This is a genomic window from Cutibacterium equinum (genome assembly GCF_028021195.1).
Lineage (GTDB): Bacteria > Actinomycetota > Actinomycetes > Propionibacteriales > Propionibacteriaceae > Cutibacterium > Cutibacterium equinum.
This window is the reverse complement of the sequence record NZ_CP115668.1, coordinates 1,150,511-1,167,762: the sequence shown is the minus strand read 5'-3', so window position 1 is coordinate 1,167,762 and position 17,252 is coordinate 1,150,511. Positions and strand designations below refer to the sequence as shown.

Below are 17,252 nucleotides of genomic sequence, written 5' to 3'. Positions count from 1 at the left end.
CTCGGATCAGTCGGTCGGATCGGCGAGGTCAGCGAAGGGGTCATCGAGTTCGATGGCCGGGGCCTCATGGGCCGCAGCGGCCTGAGCAGCGATCTCCTCGGAGTCCATCTCATGAGCCTCCACGACCCCAGCCTGAATCTCGCGCATGGCGATGGAAATCGGCTTCTCCTGGTTGGTGGTTTCCACCAGCGGGCCGACGTTCTCCAGCAGACCCTCCGCCAACTGCGAGTAGTACGCATTGATCTGACGGGCGCGCTTCGCGGCAAAAAGAACGAGGCGGTACTTCGAGTCGACGTGCTCGAGGAGCTGGTCGATGGGCGGGTTGACGATGCCTTCAGGCGTGGTCTCGGTCAAGGAATGTCCTCCCAGTGTGGTCATAGACCCAACAACTCTACCAGAGATGCGACGGCATGGTCCACAGTGTCGTTGACGACAACGGCGTCGAACTCATGGGCGTTCGCCAGCTCCACGCGAGCCGTCTGCAATCGACGCTCCTGCTGTTGGGGAGTCTCGGTGCCTCGGCCGACGAGACGGTGCACGAGCTCGGACCACGATGGCGGAGCGAGGAAGATCTGAGTGGCCTGCGGATAGGTCTCGCGGACCTGGCGGGCACCTTGGAGATCGATCTCAAGAATGACGGTGCGATCATCTGCAACCGCTTGTTCGACGGGTTTGCGTGGCGTGCCGTAGCGATAGCTGTTGTGGACGATGGCCCACTCCAGCAACCCGTCACCGTCGACAAGGGCATCGAACTGCTCCGGGGTCACGAAGTCGTAATCGATACCGTCGCGTTCGGTGGGACGAGGCGGGCGAGTCGTCACCGACCTCGAGACCACGATCTCAGGGTGGCGGCGCAACAGTGCGCCGACCACCGTGCCCTTGCCAACGGCCGTTGGCCCAGAAACGACGGCCACCTTGACGGGGTCGTTGTGTTGAAGGCCACGGGCCTGTGGGATGACGGGGTCGGTGCTCATGACTTCACCCTAATGGTCGGCTGTGACGACGTCGCGCAGGGGTGAACAGGCTCCGGAGTGAAGACACTCAGGAATGACAGTCAAACTCAGCACGTAGACCGGCGATCTGGTGTCGTCCCAGGCCACGAATACGACGATTCGGGGCAATCTCGAGACGCTCCATGATCTCGGCAGCGCGCTTCTCACCGACGCGCGGAAGGGCCTTCAGCAGGTCAACAACCTTGACGTGAGCGAGCACATCATCCTTGGCGGCCTCGTCCAAGGCCTCGGACAACGACAGGTCACCGGCGCGAACCTTTGCCTTGAAGTCAGCTCGGACTCGCCTCGCGCGCGTCGCTGCGTCACGAGCAGCCGAAAGCTGTTCTGGTGAAAGAGTGGGTATGGACACGAAGCCCCTCCGATCAAATGTGCAGCCATTCCGAACAATGCGGAGAGTCCCCACCAAACCCTGGTGGGGACTCTCGGCACACTAGTCTTCTTGGTCGCGGCTTGGGTCTGATTTGTCGAGATCCTTGCCCAATTTGTGATCTTTGGACGTCGGAGGTTCTTCGGCTTTCAGACCCGCCCCATCAACGGGTTTCGGGGACTCTACACCGTTTCCGGTAGTCATCCCCACATTGTCGGACTCATGAGAGAGCGGATCGGGGTCCGGGATGCCCTTTGAGGCCACAGAATCAGTGTCGTCTGACTTTTCGGAGGTGTTCTCGCCATCCTCGGCAACCTCCGCTGAGACGCCGTCAGCAGACGACACCTCCGCCACCCGAGCTGGACCGTGGGCGATGACAGCGTTCAGCACGCCACTGAGGAAGGGCGCCGAGTCGTCAGTGGAGAATTCCTCACTCAACTCGATGGCCTCGGAGATGACGGCCGGGTTCGGGGTGTCCGTGTGCAGAATCTCGAAGGCGCCCAGACGAGCAAGAACGCGATCGACGCGCGGCATCCGAGCCAGCGTCCAGCCCGCCGCCAGGCAGTCAGCAAGAACTGAGTCCAGGCCAGCCTGAGATGCGGTTACCCCGCGAACCAGATCAGCCGCGAACGGGCGCACCGGATTGGTGAAGACGTCGGGGCGAGCAGCCAACACGTCCAAGGGGTCGGTGCCCATGAGGTCAGCCTCGAAGAGAATGTCGAGGGCTTGTTTGCGAGCCTTGGACCGAGTCGAGAGGTCAGCGTGTTTCTGGATGTCTCCGCTGACGCGCTTGACCTCAAGCTCCCCGATCCTCTCGATGGGCCCCTCGTCGTCAGGCGTGGGAGTGGTGTTGGTACTCACTTGTCGGAAATACGACCGAGGTAGTCGCCCGAGCGGGTATCAACCTTGACCTTCTCACCAGTGGTGATGAAGAGCGGAACCTGGATCTCGCGACCGGTCTCGAGGGTGGCGGGCTTGGTGCCACCGGTGGAACGGTCACCCTGCAGACCCGGCTCGGTGTAGGTGATCTCGAGCTCGACCGAGGCGGGCAGGTCGATGTACAGCGGGTTGCCCTCATGAAGGGCGACAGTGGCGGTTTGGTTCTCGAGCATGAAGTCCTTGGCGTCTCCGACGACCTCGGAGGAAATCGGCAGCTGCTCGTAGGTGGTCTCGTCCATGAAGACGTAGGCATCGCCGTCCTGGTACAGGTACTGCATGTCGCGACGATCAACCTCGGCCGACTCGATCTTGACGTCGGAGTTGAAGGTCTTGTCCACGACCTTGCCGCTCAGGACGTGCTTGAGCTTGGTACGAACGACGGTGTTGCCCTTACCCGGCTTGTGGTGCTGAAACCAGATGACCGTCCACAGCTGGCCGTCGAGGTTGAGAACGGTGCCGTTCTTGATGTCATTGGTGGAGATAACCACAGGTCGGTCCCTTTCGAGATGAGGTGCATTGATCATGAATCAAGATGGGGGCACACCGGCCACCATCCTGGGCAAGTCTAGCGGACGCGGGGCTTGAGCCCCTATTGTCGGTAGTGGACAGGCCCACGCCGAGCACGCACTCTCCGCTCGACATCTCCATGATACGACCTCGTCATGTCCCGTTCACGTCATTGAGACCTTGCCCGCATACCTGGTCAGTAACGTTGTCGCCATGCACGACCTCGACTCCCATGAGCTGCGCGCCCACTTCGATCCCGCCACGGATTCCGACCAGCACTCGCTGCGTGAATTCATTGATCTGGTCGCCGATGCCGGATATGTCGTCGATTCCGATGAGCATGGGGACGACCCCGAACTCATCGCTCCCGACGGTTCGGCCGTGGAGACCTGGCATGAGGATTACCCCTACCCGACTCTCATGGACAGGCGCGAGTACGAAACCCAGAAAAGGTTGCTGCAAATTGAGCTTCTCAAGCTCCAGTACTCCATCGACGACACTGGCGAACGTCACGTCATCGTCTTCGAAGGACGCGACGCCGCCGGTAAGGGTGGCGCAATCAAGCGGTTCAGCGAACACCTCAATCCCCGTCGCTGCCGTACCGTCGCCCTCGACAAACCCTCGGACCGCGAACTCGGTCAGTGGAATTTCCAGCGTTACATCCAGCACTTGCCCACGGCTGGCGAGATCGTGCTCTTCGACCGTTCCTGGTACAACCGTGGTGGCGTCGAGCGAGTCATGGGGTTTTGCAGCGACGAAGAACATCGAATCTTCCTGCGTCAGGCCCCCATCCTCGAGGAGATGATCATCGAGTCGGGAATCCACGTCACCAAGTTCTGGTTCTCGGTAACCCGGCAGGAACAGCGCACTCGGTTCGCAATTCGTCAGCTGGATCCAGTTCGCCGCTGGAAGCTTTCCCCCATGGACCTGGAATCCTTGGGACGTTGGGACGATTACACCCGCGCCAAGGAAGAGATGTTCGCCGCGACTGACACCGATGTCGCTCCGTGGATATGCATCAAGTCCAATGACAAGAAACGCGCGCGTCTCAACGCCATGAGGTATTTCTTGTCGCAATATGATTACGAAGGCAAAGACGAAAAGGTCGTCGGCGAACCCGATCCCTTGTTGGTGCGTCGAGCCCGAGACATGGTGGGAGATTGAGCTGTGCTGGTCCGCAGAAAGCGGCTGATTGTGGCCCTGGCAACGGGGCTGATGGTGTGCGGTTGCGCGTCGACACCCCCTGACGACGTCACGGCGCCCGCCCCAGTCTCTAGCACCAGCGCACCCGCAGTCTCACGTGCCAGGACATCCCCAGTCTCACGTGCCAGCGCATCTGCCAGGACACCGAAGACGGCTGCGCCAGTATCACCAAAGGCTTCGCCGAGCGCGGCGCAGTCGGCGTCAACCAAGCACGGGGTCGCCAAGACGGTCAGCCACAAGACTGACGGCAAGAATCTCACCGTCACCGTCTCCGGAGACCTGCTGTGGCACGGACCCACGTGGCAGACCGCCAAGCGAGATGGCAAGGGCGGCTATGACTTCGCTCCCATCTTCGGCACCGTCGCCCCCATCATTCGCGACGCCGACTTGTCCATCTGCCATGAAGAGGTCCCCGTCGCCCCCAAGGGAACTCGGTACACGAGCTACCCCGAGTTCGGCGTTCCCACCGAAAGCGCCCAGGCCATTGCCGACGTCGGCTTCGATGCCTGCAGCACGGCGTCGAACCACTCCTTCGACCGAGGGTTCGCGGGCCTCAAGGCCACCCTCGACGCCATGGACGCCAAACATGTCAGGCACTCCGGGACGGCCCGAACCGAGAAAGAGGCTCAGACACCTGTCATTCTCACAGCGAGCAATGGCGTCAAACTGGGGCTGGTTTCAGGGGCTTACGGACTCAACGGATCGACGCCCCCGGAAAACCAGTCATGGGCGTGGAGCGACATCGAGGCCGACCACCTCATCAAAAGGGCAGAAGCCGCCAAGAAGGCCGGCGCCGATATCGTCATCGTCGCCATGCACTCCGGACTCGAGTATCACCACGAGCCCACCGAGCAACAGGTGCAGTTGGCCGAGAAACTCACCGCGTCCCCAGCGGTCGACATGGTGTACTGCCATCACAGCCACGTCGTCGAGCCCTGGGCGCGCATCAACGGCAAGATCGTCATGTACGGGATGGGTAACCTCGTCGCTCAACAGCCCCCGGACATGCCGCGCACCTATGAAGGGGTGATCGGCAGGGTGACCTTCTCGATGAACTCCGGGAAGGTCTCCACCACGAAAGCCGAGTACATCCCGATTCTCATTGGGTCCAAGAAAGACGGTCCGATCCGCATCCACGCCGTTCACAACGAGCTCACGTCCGGTCACGGCAAGGAGACGCGCCTCGAGGAAGCGGAGCGCGAAGTCTCCAAGACCGTCCTCTCACTGGGTGTTCAAGGGGTTACCGAGGCCTGATCTGCCCGAATCGGCGAGGAAGGGCCAGCAGCCAACGGTAAAGATGAAGCCGACCGCTGGAGGCGCCGGGGCGGACACCCCGGCGCCTCGACTGGCCAAAACCGGGATGATCAGGCCTCGCTCGAATGACGAGCAGGACACGACTTGGGGTGGGTCATCTCAACCATGTGATGGGTCGGGATTGCGTCAACGTCGTGCTCCGCCTGGAAGACAGCCTGTGAAACCAGATTGCGGGCGTGCTCATCGGTGAGGCTGTAGTACATCGTGGTGCCGTCGCGGCGGGCCGAAACCATACGGCCCATGCGCAATTTCGCCAGATGCTGGGACACGGCCGTGGGACGCTTGGCTACGACGTCGGCGAGGTCTTTCACGGACATCTCGCCGTCACGAAGCGCAAGGATGATGCGGATGCGAGTTGGGTCAGCCAGCAGGGCGAACACCTCTGCTGCGAGGTCGACATAGGCGCTGTCAACACCAAATGTACATGTATGCGTATCTTCACTCATACGATGATAGTAAGGGTTGAGGATGACTCCTGGCAACCCCCACGATCCCAGGTGAGGAACATTCGCCGCACACCACGACGCAGCCACCAGGTCTTGCCTCGGGTTTCGTGTCACCGCGCGTCCTATGGCAATCACGGTGACGAAGTTGTCCGGTGCCACTTCCCGCAGCTCCAAGCTTGATCAGTCGGCAGTTATCCACAGCCGGTTTGAGTGCGCCCAACGCGGTTGTCCACAGATCTGACATTGCCTGACGGATTCCAGGGTCTGCGACGAGAACTGTAGGTGTGAGAACCTTTCAAGACCAGATCGAGCGCCGTGGAGTCGCCCGTATTCACCGTCACAGCTACATTCGGGGCCAGGCCGACCGCGCAGTGGCACGCGGAGACGCCGTGCGGATCCTGCCCGGGGTCGTCGCCGCAACGTCTCTTGCCCGCGACCCTCGCACGATCATCCGTGCCCTCCTTCTCTGGCACCGTGATGTCGTCCTCGTCGGCAAGGCGGCCCTCATCCTGCTCGGGATGACGCCGCCGGGATCGGCCCACCCGATGGACTTGCGTGCCATCAACGAGGTCGAAGCATTCTCTCGAACCCGCAGCCTCGTTCGGCCAGGCATCCGCGTTCATCGCTGGCACATGCCGCACCGATTCATCACCGAACGGGAAAGGGTCCGTCTTGCTGAACCCGAGGTGTCGGTTCTGATATTGGCCATCCAGGGGGAATGGGAGTGGGTTTGTGAGGCCTTACGGCAACGCTTCGTCACTCCCGAAGGCTGTCGGGAAGCGCGTAAGAGCCTCACGGGTCGATACTCGAGAACCCAGGTCGATGCTGCTCTGGCTGACATCGCCCTGGCCCCGTGGTCGATTCCCGAGTTGGAGATGGGCCGGATCCTCAGAGCTGTGGGTGTCACCGGAAACAAACCAAATCACAAGGTCCGTGTTGGTGACCGCCACTACTACCTCGACCAAGCCTTTGAGGCCGAGACCGTGGCCCTCGAGATTGACGGCAGGAACGTCCATGGCACCGCAGATGGCTACGAGGCGACCATGATGCGGTCGGCTCATCTTGACCGGCATGGGTGGAAGGTGTTGCACACCACCCCTACCATGATCCGGCGAAACCCCAGGTTTGTCCTCGACTGGTTGGCCTCGCACCTCCATCGCCGTCACCGACCCAAGGCCATGTTCAGCGAACCGGTGCTGCGTGACATCATGCGGGGTCTGGCCGCGGCCTAGGAGGTCGACGGACCCCGCTCCTGGTGGAATCTCCTTCAAGACAACATTGGCTTTCGGCTTCCTCATCGTGTTGCTGTGGAAATGTCGGTGATGACTGGCCACCGTGCGGCCCCACGTAGCAGCCTCAGCTTTCACAACCGGGATCGCCACATGACAGGGAGGGCACCCGTGACCGGGGGCTTGGTTGGCATCACGGAAGGGCCGTGACCGGGGGTTTGGTTGGCTGTCAACGCCTTGGCAGCCGGCGGCATCAAGCAGCCCGCAAGCTCCGATAACACTCGACCAGCACATCCTCGTCGGGATCAACGATCATCGCGACCTCGCCGGGTTCGCTGATGCCGACGAACCTCAAGACCCGCCGTTGGGTCCGTGGATCGAGCCTGGTCTTCTTGTCGAGGTTCATCGTCTCCCGTAGATCCGCCCACCCGACCTCGTCGAAGGTGATGGGAAGCCCGATCCCGGCCAAGATGGTCCGGGTTCGATCCACGACCTCGTCAGACAGACCCAGGTATCGCCGAGACAGTTCAGCAGCAAAAACCATCCCGACGGCGTCGGCTTCACCGTGGCGCCAGGTGAAGTGCTCGTGGGCCTCGACGGCGTGGGCCAAGGTGTGTCCGTAGTTCAATCTCTCGCGGCCAACGTGGCCACGCGACGAGGTCCCTTCATAGAGATCTTCACTGACAACGCCCGCCTTGACCGTGACGGCCCTGGTGAGCACGTCGACGAAGGTATCTGATGTGACGTCGAGAATGCCCGGTTGCTCAACGAGGTCCAGAATCACAGGATCATTGGTGAACCCGCATTTGACGATCTCTGCCAGGCCCGATCGCACCTCACGGGCGGGCAGGGTCGTCAACAGATCGGTGTCGCACAGTACCGCTTGCGGTTCATGGAAGGCCCCGACAAGGTTCTTGCCCGCGGGTATGTTGATACCCGTCTTGCCGCCAATGGCAGCATCGGCCATGGCGAGCACTGTCGTTGGAATATGGATGACGTCAACGCCGCGCATCCATGTCGCCGCCAAAAACCCGGCCAGATCAGTGGTGGCTCCCCCACCGAGACCAACAATGACGTCGCCGCGGGTCATGCCGGCCTCGGCAAGTTTCTCCCACCCGCTGACCAGCACATCGGGTGTCTTGGCGTCCTCGGCGTCCGGCACCTCGATGATGATCGGGGCATCGAGCCCAAGTCGCTCCACGAGGTCGACACGTGGTTGCGGACACACGACGACAACCCGGCGTCCTGCCACCAGAGCTGCCAAGTCCCCCACCGCACCTGAGCCGATCCGCACCTGGTACGGCCGAGCCGTTGCCACCTCGACGACGTTCACGACTCTCCCTCAAGGTCGGCCAGCTCAGCGATGATCGTCTCGACAACCTCATCGGGTGTCAGCCTGTCGGTGCTCACTCGGATGGTCGCTGGGCGCGCGTACACCGCGCGCCTTTCCTTCATGAGACGCACCAGCTGCGAGTGCACCTGGCCTCCCAGCAGCGGACGACCGGTGTCCTTCAACCCCACCCGGTCGGCAGCAGTGCGGGCCGAGACATCAAGCCACACGACACACACCTGATCCAGGACTTTGCCGACCTCGACGTCAAGGGGCGCTCCGCCACCCAGGGACACCACTCCGCCGTGCTCAATCGCAGCGAGGGTCTCTCGTCTCTCGACCTGGCGAAAATATGGCTCTCCGTCGACGAGAAAGATCTCGGGGATGTCGCGCCCCTCCACCTGCTCGATGCGGGCATCGACGTCAACGAACTCCTCCCCCAGGCGCTCGGCCAACAATGGCCCCACGGTGGACTTGCCCGATCCGGGGGCACCGATGAGAACAATGACACTCACGGAGCCACCACCACACCGCGTTCGGCAAGACGATCCAGGTAAGCCTGGGCGTTACGGCGAGTCTCTGACAGCGAGTCTCCGCCGAACTTCTCCAGGGCGCACTCGGCCAACACCAGGGCAACCATCGCCTCGGCCACGACGCCTGCCGCCGGGACAGCGCAGACGTCGGAACGTTGGTGATGGGCCGTGGCGGCCTCGCCAGTGGTGACGTCGATCGTCGGCAGGGCTCGAGGAACCGTCGCGATGGGCTTCATGGCCGCCCGCACCCGCAACACCTGACCGGTCGAGATGCCGCCCTCGGTGCCGCCTGAGCGATCACTCGTGCGGTGGATGCCGGCCGGGGTTGGTTCCATCGCGTCATGGGCCCTGGACCCCCGACGACGAGCCAGGTCGAAGCCGTCACCCACCTCGACTCCCTTGATGGCCTGAATACCCATGAGAGCGCCGGCCAGCCGCGCGTCGAGTCGTCGGTCCCCCTGGCTGTGGGATCCCAATCCCGGCGGCACCCCGTATGCCAGCACCTCGACGACACCGCCCAAGGTGTCGCCCTCCTTGCGGCATGTCTCCACCTCGGCGACCATGCGCTGGCTCGTGGCGGGGTCAGCACAGCGCACTGGGTCGGCGTCGATCCGGGCCAAATCGTCCGGCTTCGGCCGCAAACCCTCAGGGCACTCGACCGACCCGAGGGACACCACGTGAGAGAGCACCTCAATACCGAGGGCCTGTGTGAGGAAGGCCTTGGCGATGGCTCCCAGAGCCACTCGCGCTGCGGTTTCACGAGCTGAAGCCCGTTCCAGGATCGGACGGGCCTCGTCGAAGTCGTACTTCTGCATTCCAGCCAGGTCAGCGTGTCCGGGACGAGGCCGTGTCAGGGCGGCACCACGTGCTTGGCCAGCCAGCTCCTCAGGGTCCACCGGCCCGGGAGCCATGACGGTGCGCCACTTGTCCCACTCGGAGTTGCCGATACGAACGGCGATGGGATCGCCCAAGGTCTCGCCATGACGGAACCCGGACGTCAGTTCCAACTCATCGGCCTCGAAAGACATCCGGGCCCCTCGACCCACCCCGAGGCGACGACGTCGCAACTCCTGTGAAATCTCCTCGGCCCCGACGCGCACATGGGCTGGGATGCCCTCCATGATCGCGACAAGGGCAGGTCCGTGGGACTGCCCAGCAGTGAGGTAGCGTAGCATGAGGTCCAGTCTCTCAAAGGCGGGCGCGCCCGGCCAGACCGTTCTGTGCTGCGGACCTCAAGACGTCCATGGCAACCTCATGACCCGTCATGAGTCGGATCTGATCGACGGCCTGTCCGACGAGGAGGTCGAGCCCGTCGACGACCGTGACACCCTCATGCTCCCCAGCTACCGTCAGGGGTGTCGGCCACGGATCGTAAATGACGTCGAAAACGGCGTCGGTACGGGCAGCGAGGTCCTCAACTCGGTGCATGAGCGACCCGGCCGGCACCGTCGACACCATGAGGTCGCAGTGCGGCGGCTCGGACTCGAAGGGCAACCAGGCGGCGCGGGCCCCGAGACGATCGGCGAGTTCAAGAATCTCAGTCGAGCGCTCCCGAGCCCGAGACATGATGATGACCTCGTCAACTCCCAGATCGACGGCGGCGGCAAGGACCGACCTCGCCGTCGCCCCCGCTCCGAGCATGACGACCTTGCTGACCTCGCCGACCCCGCGTGATCGAAGTGCGACACCGGCCCCAGTGACGTCGGTGTTGCGAACAATAACCCGTCCGTCACGACGCACCCAGGTGTTCGCCGCTCCCAGCAGCTCGACGGTCTCATCGATCTCGCCCAACTCCATGAGATCAAGCTTGTGGGGCATCGTCACCGACAAGCCACGCCACGACTCGTCAAGCCCGTCGACGAAGGCGCGCAGCCCACCAGGCTCGACGTCAATGGCGTCATAGGACCAGTCCAGTCCGAGAGCCCGATACGCGGCCTGATGAATGACCGGCGACAGGGAATGAGCCACCGGATGACCAACAACCGCGCACCGCATGGTCAACCCCTCCAGGTCAGCACTTGCCCTTGTGGGCCTGACACCACGCCTGGAACTTCTTCACGTTCTTCTCGTGATCGGCCAGAGTCTTGGCATAGGCGGTCGTCCCCTTGTCGGGATCGGTGACCACCCAGTACAGATAATCGCTCTTGATCGGGGTCACGGCCGCTTCCATCGACGCTGCGCCCGGATTGTTGATAGGGGTGGGCGGAAGGCCGTTACGAAGATACGTGTTGTACGGCGAGTCCTTGGCACGCTGTTCGTCAGTCGTGGTCAGTTTGCCCTCAGCGTGGTTGGCGTACAGCACCGTGGCGTCCGACTCCAACTTCATACCTTGATTGAGCCGGTTGTAGATAATGCCGGCGACCGTCCTCATGTCCTTGGGGTTCTTGGCCTCCTTCTCCAGGATGGAGGCGACGATGAGGGCGTCGTAGGGCGTGCGTTTGATCGCTTGGGCCTGACCGATGAAATTCATGGTGTTGACCTGTTTGACGAACTGGTTGGTCTGCATCTGCAGAATTTCCAGCGGCGTCGGGTTGGATCCCACCTCGTAGGTGTCGGGGAAGAGGAATCCTTCGGGACGGCCCTTGGCCCACACCGGCAGGCCAAGCTTGGCGGTCTGTTTGTAGGCGGCCTTGAAACTGTCGATGGGCATGGTGGTGCCCTCGGCCATGATGGCGAACTGTTGTTCGGTGGTCAGTCCTTCGGGCAGGGTGACACGAGTGCGCTGAATGTTGTCCGGATCACTCAGAACGGCCACGGCCTTCGCGGCGCTCATGTGCGTCTTGAGCTTGTACTGGCCGGCCTGAATGGTGACGTCGGACTCCGAGTCGGCAATGGCCTTGTTGTAGGCCTTCGTGGACTTGATGACGTCGCTGTCGAGCAGAATAGAACCGACCTCACTCACCGATGCGCCTGAGGGCACGCGCACCAGGACATCCTTCTCGCCGTCTCCGAGGTAGTCGTCGGCAGACTTGTACGAGATGTAGGCGTCATGGATCTTGACGCCTACGAAAGCCCCTCCGCCAGCGAGGATTGCCAAGGCCAACAACACCGCCACAGCGCTGCGAAACTTGTACCAGAACTCCGCTTTGGGGTCATCGTGGTCGTCGAAGGGTCCGCTCACGAATCCGCCTCTCCTGTCGTCATCCCCGATCGAGCCGACCGGATTTGCTCCAACACGTGCTCCAGTATGGCCACCGCCGCAGCCTGATCGATGACGCCACGCTGTTTGCGCGCATTGCGTCCGGCATCATGAAGAGCACGAGCAGCCATCCGTGTGGTCATTCTCTCATCGACCCAGCGCACCGGAATCGGACTGATGGCCTGGGCGAGCTGACGTCCGGCCTCCCGAACGTCGCGCGCAGCAATCTGTTCGGCGCCGTCGAGGGCCACGGGCAGGCCCATGATGACCTCGACCGGCTCGTACTCGGCAATGATCTCGGCCAGCCGTTGCACCGGACGATTCGCGGTCTGCACCGTCTCGACGGGGAAGGCCAGGATGGCGTCGCGATCGCTCGCGGCCACACCAATCCGTGCTTTTCCCCAGTCGATGGCGATCCTCACACCGGGCAGCGAGGTATCGGGACGTTCCTCGCCGTTCACAGCGCAGACAGCTCGGCGTTGACGGCGCGAAGCGCAGCGTCGATGCCAGAGGCATCGCTGCCGGCTCCCTGGGCCATGTCGTCCTTACCGCCGCCGCGGCCACCGATCGGGCCGGTGCCGGCCTTGATGAGGGCGCCAGCCTTGGCTCCGGCAGAACGAGCGGACTCGGTCGTGGCGACGATCATGGCGGGCTTGTCGTCAGTACCTCCGATCAGGGTGACGACGGCCGGGCGATCCTTGACGCGCGCCCGGACCTCGGAAGCCAGGGTGCGCAGGTCGTTACCCACGACACCAGGAACCTTGGCCGCAATGAGGTCGAACGACCCTGCCGGGGTGGCGCCCGCAACGATGTCGTCAACCTGTCCCATGAGTTCGCGGGTACGGGCGGCGGCAAGTTTGCGCTCGGCATCCTTGAGGTCGGCGGCGAGCTTGGCGACACGGTCAGCCAACTGGTCGGGCTGCACCTTGAGGATGCCGGTGAGCTCGTTGACCAAGGCACGCTCAGCGGCCATGTGGTGGAAGGCGTCGGTGGAGACCAGCGCCTCGACACGGCGGGTGCCCGAACCGACCGACTGCTCGCCCAGCAGACTCAGCATTCCGATACGACCGGTGGAAGCAACGTGGGTGCCACCACACAGTTCTCGGGACCACGGACCGGCCAGCTCGACGACGCGCACGATCGGCGGGTATTTCTCACCGAACATGGCCATCGCTCCCATGGCTTTGGCTTCCTCGAGAGGCATCTGGGTGTCAGTGACCTCGAAGTCGTCGTGGATGGCGATGTTGCAGCGCTCCTCGATCTCACCCTTGAGGGAATCCGAGAGCCCCTCGGTGGCCGAGAAGTCGAAACGCAGATAGCCCGGCTTGTTGTACGAGCCTGCCTGGGTGGCCGACGGGCCGACGATCTCGCGCAGGGCGGCATGAATGACGTGGGTGGCGGTGTGGGCCTGACAGGCTCCGAAACGGGTGGCGGGGTTGACTTGCGCCGTCACAGAGTCACCAACGGCGAGGTCTGCGTCAAGGCGCAACTTGTGGACGATGAGGCCGGGAACCGGGCGCTGGACGTCGAGGACCTCCAGATCGAAGCCGTTGGCGCGGATGATGCCGGAGTCGGAGTCCTGGCCTCCCATCTCGGCGTAGAACGGGGTCTCGGCAAGCACGACCTCGACGACCGTGCCGGATTCGGCGGCCGCCACGGACGCGCCGTTGGCAATGATGCCGGTGACGGTGGTGTCAACGGTCAGGTCGGTGTAGCCGAGGAACGGGGTCTCGCCGAGGGCGCGCACCTGGGAGTAGGCCTCCGGGTCGGTGAGCAGGCCCTTCTTGGCCTTGGAGTCGGCCTTGGCGCGAGCACGCTGCTCGGCCATCAGGGCGGTGAACTTCTCACGATCGACCTGAAGTCCTTGCTCAGCGGCCATCTCGAGGGTGAGGTCGATCGGGAAGCCGTAGGTGTCGTGGAGCTGGAAGGCCTTGTCCCCAGACAGGGTGGTGGAGCCGGCAGCCTTGGTGTCGACCACTGCTGCGTCGAGCATCGCGGTACCGGCGCTGAGGGTGCGACGGAAGGTCTCCTCCTCGGCGGTCGCGGCCCCGATGACGCGGTCCCACTGGGTCAAAACATCAGGGAAGGAGTCAGACATGAGGTCGCGGGAGATCGGCAGCAGTTCAGGCAACACCGGATCCTCCACGCCGAGCAGACGCATGGCTCGCACGACGCGACGCAGCAGGCGGCGCAGCACATAGCCACGTGCCTCGTTACCAGGGGTGACGCCGTCGGTCATGAGCATGAGACCGGAACGGACGTGGTCGGCAACCACACGAAGCCGCACGTCGTCGTCATGGTTGGCGCCGTAACGCTTGCCCGACATTTGCGAAGCCTTGTCGATGACGGGGAAGACCTGGTCGATCTCGTACATGTTGTCGACGCCCTGGAGCAGATAAGCGATGCGCTCCAGACCAGCACCGGTGTCGATGTTGAGGCTGCGCAGCGGACCAGCGATGTCGAAGTCCTCCTTGGCCCGAACCGCGGACAGATCCTCGGTCTCGAACACGAGGTTCCAGATCTCGAGGTAACGATCCTCGTCGGCTTCCGGTCCACCATCGGGGCCGTAGGCCGGGCCGCGGTCGATGTAGATCTCGGAGCAGGGGCCACCTGGGCCGGGGACGCCCATGTGCCAGTAGTTGTCCTTGAGGGAACGGCCCTGGATGTGATCGTCGGGGACGCCAACGGAACGCCAGGCCTCGCGGGCCTCGACGTCGCCCTGGGGGTAATCCGGGTGGAATCCCGGGCCGAGGACGGTCACCCAGATGGTGGCCGGGTCGAAGCCGAATCCGCCCTGGTCAGCGGGTTTGGTGACCAGTTCCCAGGCGTACTGGATGGCCTCAGTCTTGAAGTAGTCACCGAAGGAGAAGTTGCCCAGCATCTGGAAGAAGGTGCCGTGACGGGTGGTCTTGCCGACCTCGTCGATGTCGAGGGTGCGGACGCACTTCTGGATACTGGTGGCGCGCTTCCACGGGGAGGGCTCGGTACCCATGAGGTAGGGCTTGAACGGCACCATACCGGCATTGACGAACAGCAGGGTGGGGTCGTTGTACAGCAGCGATGCGCTCGGCACCACTGCGTGACCCTTACTTTCGAAGAAGTCGACGAAGCGTTGTCCGATCTCCGCTGTTCTCATACCTGGTCCTTCTTGACGTGGTCGCTGATCGTGGCCTGTGATGGTCGCCCCGACTTATTTCAGGACATACCTTCAACCAACCCTACCCGTCCGAGGGGCAGGCCACACCTCAGCACGTTGCGCACAATGATGGGTTGGGAATGGCGAATACGGGGGGTGATCCGAGCGCGGATCAGTTCTGGTCGTCGCCGTCGGCGGCTGCCGTGGTGCCGTGATCCACCTCGGCCGGGCCTGTCCCATTCTCGACCTGGGAGGGACGGTTACGACGTTTGGGGCGACGAATCGTGCGTCGCACTCCCTCCCCGAAAGCAGCCGCCTTGACCATCGGCGTCCCGACCGTCTGGGTGAAGGTCTGAGCGAGTTCAGCAGCCTGACCGGTAACGGCGGCGCCGTGGCCGGAGATGGTGTGAACATCCTCAATAACCTGGTCAAGCTTGGAAATCTCGCCATTGGTGATGACGACCGTTGACTTGAGTTCTTCCAGGATCGGCACCGTCGACTCATCCACGTCGCGGACGGTCTTGCGCAGTTCGTCGAAAACACCACCAAGTTTCAGTAGGGGCACGGCGCACAGTGCGACGAGCACCACCGCCGCGAGGGCAGCGATGAGTCCAGCGATCTGACCCAGGGTCATGACTTCTTCTCCTCGGTGGTTTCTCGCCCGAGCAGCATCCGTATCTGGCTCAGACGTTGTGCAATGGCAGCCTCATTGCCATGGTCGGTCGGTTCGTAGTACCGCGTTGAGGCGATGTCGTCAGGAAGATACTGCTGTTGGGCCACCCCGTGCGGAAAGTCGTGAGCGTAACGGTATCCGACTCCATGACCAAGGTCGTGGGCAGATGAGTAGTGCGCGTCACGCAAATGGGCAGGAACCTCTCCTCCCTTACCGGCACGCACATCGGCCAGGGCTTCATCAATGGCGGTGATGACGGCATTGGACTTCGGGGCGGTGGCTGCCGCAATGGTTGCCTGGGCCAGGTTGAGTCGAGCCTCGGGCATGCCGATGAGCTGAACTGCCTGGGCTGCGGCAACACAGGTTTGCAAAACGCTCGGTGCCGCCATGCCGATGTCCTCGCTGGCCAGGATCACCAGACGACGGGCGATGAACCGGGGATCCTCCCCCGCCTCAATCATCCGGGCCAGATAATGCAGGGCAGCATCGACGTCCGAGCCTCGTACCGACTTGATGAAGGCGCTGATGACGTCATAGTGCTGGTCTCCGTCACGGTCGTAGCGCACTGCGGCACGGTCCACGGCCGTCGAGACGATCTGACTGGTGATGGTGTCGGTGCCGGCCGCGCTTGCTCCTGCGGCGGCCTCCTCAAGGTAGGTCAGGGCACGCCGCGCGTCTCCCCCGGCCAGCTGCAAAAGGTCAGCCCGGGCATCATCGTGAAGGGTGTACAGCCCGTCGGACTCGGTGCGCAGCCCGCGCGGATCACTCAATGCACGGTCGATGAGGGACGACACGTCAGCCTCGGTGAGAGGCTTGAGGGTCAACAGCAGGGATCGTGACAACAGCGGCGAGATGACCGAGAAGGACGGGTTCTCGGTGGTGGCGGCGATGAGGGTCACGGTTCGGTTCTCGACGGCGGGGAGCAGGACGTCTTGCTGGGCCTTGGAGAAGCGGTGCACCTCGTCGACGAACAGGACGGTCGGCTTGCCCAGCGCCAACTGACGACGAGCAGTGTCGAGTTCCCTGCGGATGTCCTTGACCCCGGCGGTGACAGCCGAAATCTCGACGAATCGTCGGTTTGTCGCATGGGACACCACCGAGGCGATCGTCGTCTTGCCGACCCCCGGTGGACCCCATAGGAACACGCTCATGGCCCCGGTGCCGTCAGCCAGCCGGCGCAACGGCGATCCGGGGGTCAGAAGATGCTGCTGACCGACGATCTCGTCAATCGTGCGGGGGCGCAGTCGAACCGCCAGTGGCGCATCAGGGTTGGGAGTGTCCAGGGACCCGCCACTGGTCGCGTCGGGCTGTGTCGGCCCGACGTTGCCAAAGAGATCCTCACTCACCGTGGCACCATATCGCCGCACTGTGACACTCTCGGTCCCCCTGGTGTTCGCCATGAGACGCGGGCGGTGACTGTCCA

General features: G+C 63.1%; 18 protein-coding genes. 3 read left to right on the top strand and 15 right to left on the bottom strand.

The window, feature by feature from the left end:
* Positions 1 to 6 precede the first annotated feature (6 nt).
* The 5 genes from rpoZ to efp form a co-directional block, all read right to left on the bottom strand.
* Positions 7 to 354: a DNA-directed RNA polymerase subunit omega gene (gene rpoZ / locus O6R08_RS05340; protein WP_271419058.1), complete on the bottom strand. Its 348-nt coding sequence runs from the start codon at positions 352 to 354 to the stop codon at positions 7 to 9.
* A gap of 20 nt (positions 355 to 374) precedes the next feature.
* On the bottom strand, positions 375 to 974 hold the full coding sequence (gmk, locus tag O6R08_RS05335; protein ID WP_271419057.1) for a guanylate kinase: 600 nt from the start codon (positions 972 to 974) through the stop codon (positions 375 to 377).
* Between the two features lie 67 nt (positions 975 to 1,041).
* Entirely contained in the window at positions 1,042 to 1,362 is a 321-nt protein-coding gene (gene mihF, locus O6R08_RS05330; protein ID WP_271419056.1) for an integration host factor, actinobacterial type, read from the bottom strand.
* A gap of 81 nt (positions 1,363 to 1,443) precedes the next feature.
* Positions 1,444 to 2,241, bottom strand: a complete 798-nt coding sequence (nusB, locus tag O6R08_RS05325; RefSeq protein ID WP_271419055.1) for a transcription antitermination factor NusB — start codon at positions 2,239 to 2,241, stop codon at positions 1,444 to 1,446.
* Positions 2,238 to 2,807, bottom strand: coding sequence for an elongation factor P (gene efp, locus O6R08_RS05320; RefSeq protein WP_271419054.1), 570 nt, complete (start codon positions 2,805 to 2,807; stop codon positions 2,238 to 2,240). Before efp ends, nusB begins: the two co-directional genes overlap by 4 nt.
* Positions 2,808 to 3,039: 232 nt before the next feature.
* On the opposite strand from efp, the gene ppk2 reads away from it, so the two are divergent.
* Entirely contained in the window at positions 3,040 to 3,990 is a 951-nt protein-coding gene (ppk2, locus tag O6R08_RS05315) for a polyphosphate kinase 2 (protein WP_271419053.1), read from the top strand.
* A 318-nt stretch (positions 3,991 to 4,308) separates the two neighbouring features.
* On the top strand, positions 4,309 to 5,283 hold the full coding sequence (locus tag O6R08_RS05310; RefSeq protein ID WP_271419265.1) for a CapA family protein: 975 nt from the start codon (positions 4,309 to 4,311) through the stop codon (positions 5,281 to 5,283).
* Positions 5,284 to 5,393: 110 nt separating this feature from the next.
* On the opposite strand, the gene O6R08_RS05305 is transcribed toward O6R08_RS05310, so the two are convergent.
* Positions 5,394 to 5,789, bottom strand: a complete 396-nt coding sequence (locus tag O6R08_RS05305) for an ArsR/SmtB family transcription factor (protein WP_271419052.1) — start codon at positions 5,787 to 5,789, stop codon at positions 5,394 to 5,396.
* 347 nt (positions 5,790 to 6,136) lie between these two features.
* On the opposite strand from O6R08_RS05305, the gene O6R08_RS05300 reads away from it, so the two are divergent.
* Positions 6,137 to 7,021: a hypothetical protein gene (locus O6R08_RS05300; RefSeq protein ID WP_408640150.1), complete on the top strand. Its 885-nt coding sequence runs from the start codon at positions 6,137 to 6,139 to the stop codon at positions 7,019 to 7,021.
* 250 nt (positions 7,022 to 7,271) lie between these two features.
* Here the strand turns inward: O6R08_RS05300 and O6R08_RS05295 are convergent, their stop codons facing one another.
* The 9 genes from O6R08_RS05295 to O6R08_RS05255 form a co-directional block, all read right to left on the bottom strand.
* Positions 7,272 to 8,351, bottom strand: coding sequence for a 3-dehydroquinate synthase family protein (locus O6R08_RS05295; RefSeq protein ID WP_271419050.1), 1,080 nt, complete (start codon positions 8,349 to 8,351; stop codon positions 7,272 to 7,274).
* Entirely contained in the window at positions 8,348 to 8,863 is a 516-nt protein-coding gene (locus O6R08_RS05290) for a shikimate kinase (protein ID WP_271419049.1), read from the bottom strand. Before O6R08_RS05290 ends, O6R08_RS05295 begins: the two co-directional genes overlap by 4 nt.
* Positions 8,860 to 10,056 (bottom strand): chorismate synthase, encoded by a 1,197-nt coding sequence (gene aroC / locus O6R08_RS05285; RefSeq protein ID WP_271419048.1) that lies wholly within the window; start codon positions 10,054 to 10,056, stop codon positions 8,860 to 8,862. The genes O6R08_RS05290 and aroC overlap by 4 nt, the downstream gene beginning before the upstream one ends.
* A gap of 13 nt (positions 10,057 to 10,069) precedes the next feature.
* Positions 10,070 to 10,876 (bottom strand): shikimate dehydrogenase, encoded by an 807-nt coding sequence (locus O6R08_RS05280; protein WP_271419047.1) that lies wholly within the window; start codon positions 10,874 to 10,876, stop codon positions 10,070 to 10,072.
* A 16-nt stretch (positions 10,877 to 10,892) separates the two neighbouring features.
* Complete coding sequence (gene mltG, locus O6R08_RS05275; RefSeq protein WP_271419046.1) at positions 10,893 to 12,002, bottom strand: endolytic transglycosylase MltG; 1,110 nt, start codon at positions 12,000 to 12,002, stop codon at positions 10,893 to 10,895.
* Complete coding sequence (gene ruvX / locus O6R08_RS05270) at positions 11,999 to 12,442, bottom strand: Holliday junction resolvase RuvX (protein ID WP_271419045.1); 444 nt, start codon at positions 12,440 to 12,442, stop codon at positions 11,999 to 12,001. The genes mltG and ruvX overlap by 4 nt, the downstream gene beginning before the upstream one ends.
* A gap of 35 nt (positions 12,443 to 12,477) precedes the next feature.
* The gene (alaS, locus tag O6R08_RS05265; protein ID WP_271419044.1) at positions 12,478 to 15,156 is read right to left on the bottom strand and encodes an alanine--tRNA ligase; all 2,679 of its coding nucleotides are present in this window, start codon (positions 15,154 to 15,156) and stop codon (positions 12,478 to 12,480) included.
* A gap of 172 nt (positions 15,157 to 15,328) precedes the next feature.
* Positions 15,329 to 15,790 carry a DUF948 domain-containing protein gene (locus tag O6R08_RS05260; protein ID WP_271419043.1) on the bottom strand — a complete coding sequence of 154 codons (462 nt, stop codon included), beginning with the start codon at positions 15,788 to 15,790 and terminating at the stop codon, positions 15,329 to 15,331.
* Positions 15,787 to 17,229, bottom strand: coding sequence for a replication-associated recombination protein A (locus O6R08_RS05255; protein WP_271419264.1), 1,443 nt, complete (start codon positions 17,227 to 17,229; stop codon positions 15,787 to 15,789). The genes O6R08_RS05260 and O6R08_RS05255 overlap by 4 nt, the downstream gene beginning before the upstream one ends.
* Between the last annotated feature and the right edge of the window lie 23 nt (positions 17,230 to 17,252).

What these genes read in the sequence shown, in the direction of transcription:
- O6R08_RS05280 (WP_271419047.1), bottom strand. Translation starts at nt 10,876, where the DNA reads ATGCGGTGCGCGGTTGTTGGTCATCCGGTGGCTCATTCCCTGTCGCCG.
- gmk (WP_271419057.1), bottom strand. Translation starts at nt 974, where the DNA reads ATGAGCACCGACCCCGTCATCCCACAGGCCCGTGGCCTTCAACACAAC.
- ppk2 (WP_271419053.1), top strand. Translation starts at nt 3,040, where the DNA reads ATGCACGACCTCGACTCCCATGAGCTGCGCGCCCACTTCGATCCCGCC.
- aroC (WP_271419048.1), bottom strand. Translation starts at nt 10,056, where the DNA reads ATGCTACGCTACCTCACTGCTGGGCAGTCCCACGGACCTGCCCTTGTC.
- O6R08_RS05255 (WP_271419264.1), bottom strand. Translation starts at nt 17,229, where the DNA reads ATGGCGAACACCAGGGGGACCGAGAGTGTCACAGTGCGGCGATATGGT.
- O6R08_RS05305 (WP_271419052.1), bottom strand. Translation starts at nt 5,789, where the DNA reads ATGAGTGAAGATACGCATACATGTACATTTGGTGTTGACAGCGCCTAT.
- O6R08_RS05260 (WP_271419043.1), bottom strand. Translation starts at nt 15,790, where the DNA reads ATGACCCTGGGTCAGATCGCTGGACTCATCGCTGCCCTCGCGGCGGTG.
- alaS (WP_271419044.1), bottom strand. Translation starts at nt 15,156, where the DNA reads ATGAGAACAGCGGAGATCGGACAACGCTTCGTCGACTTCTTCGAAAGT.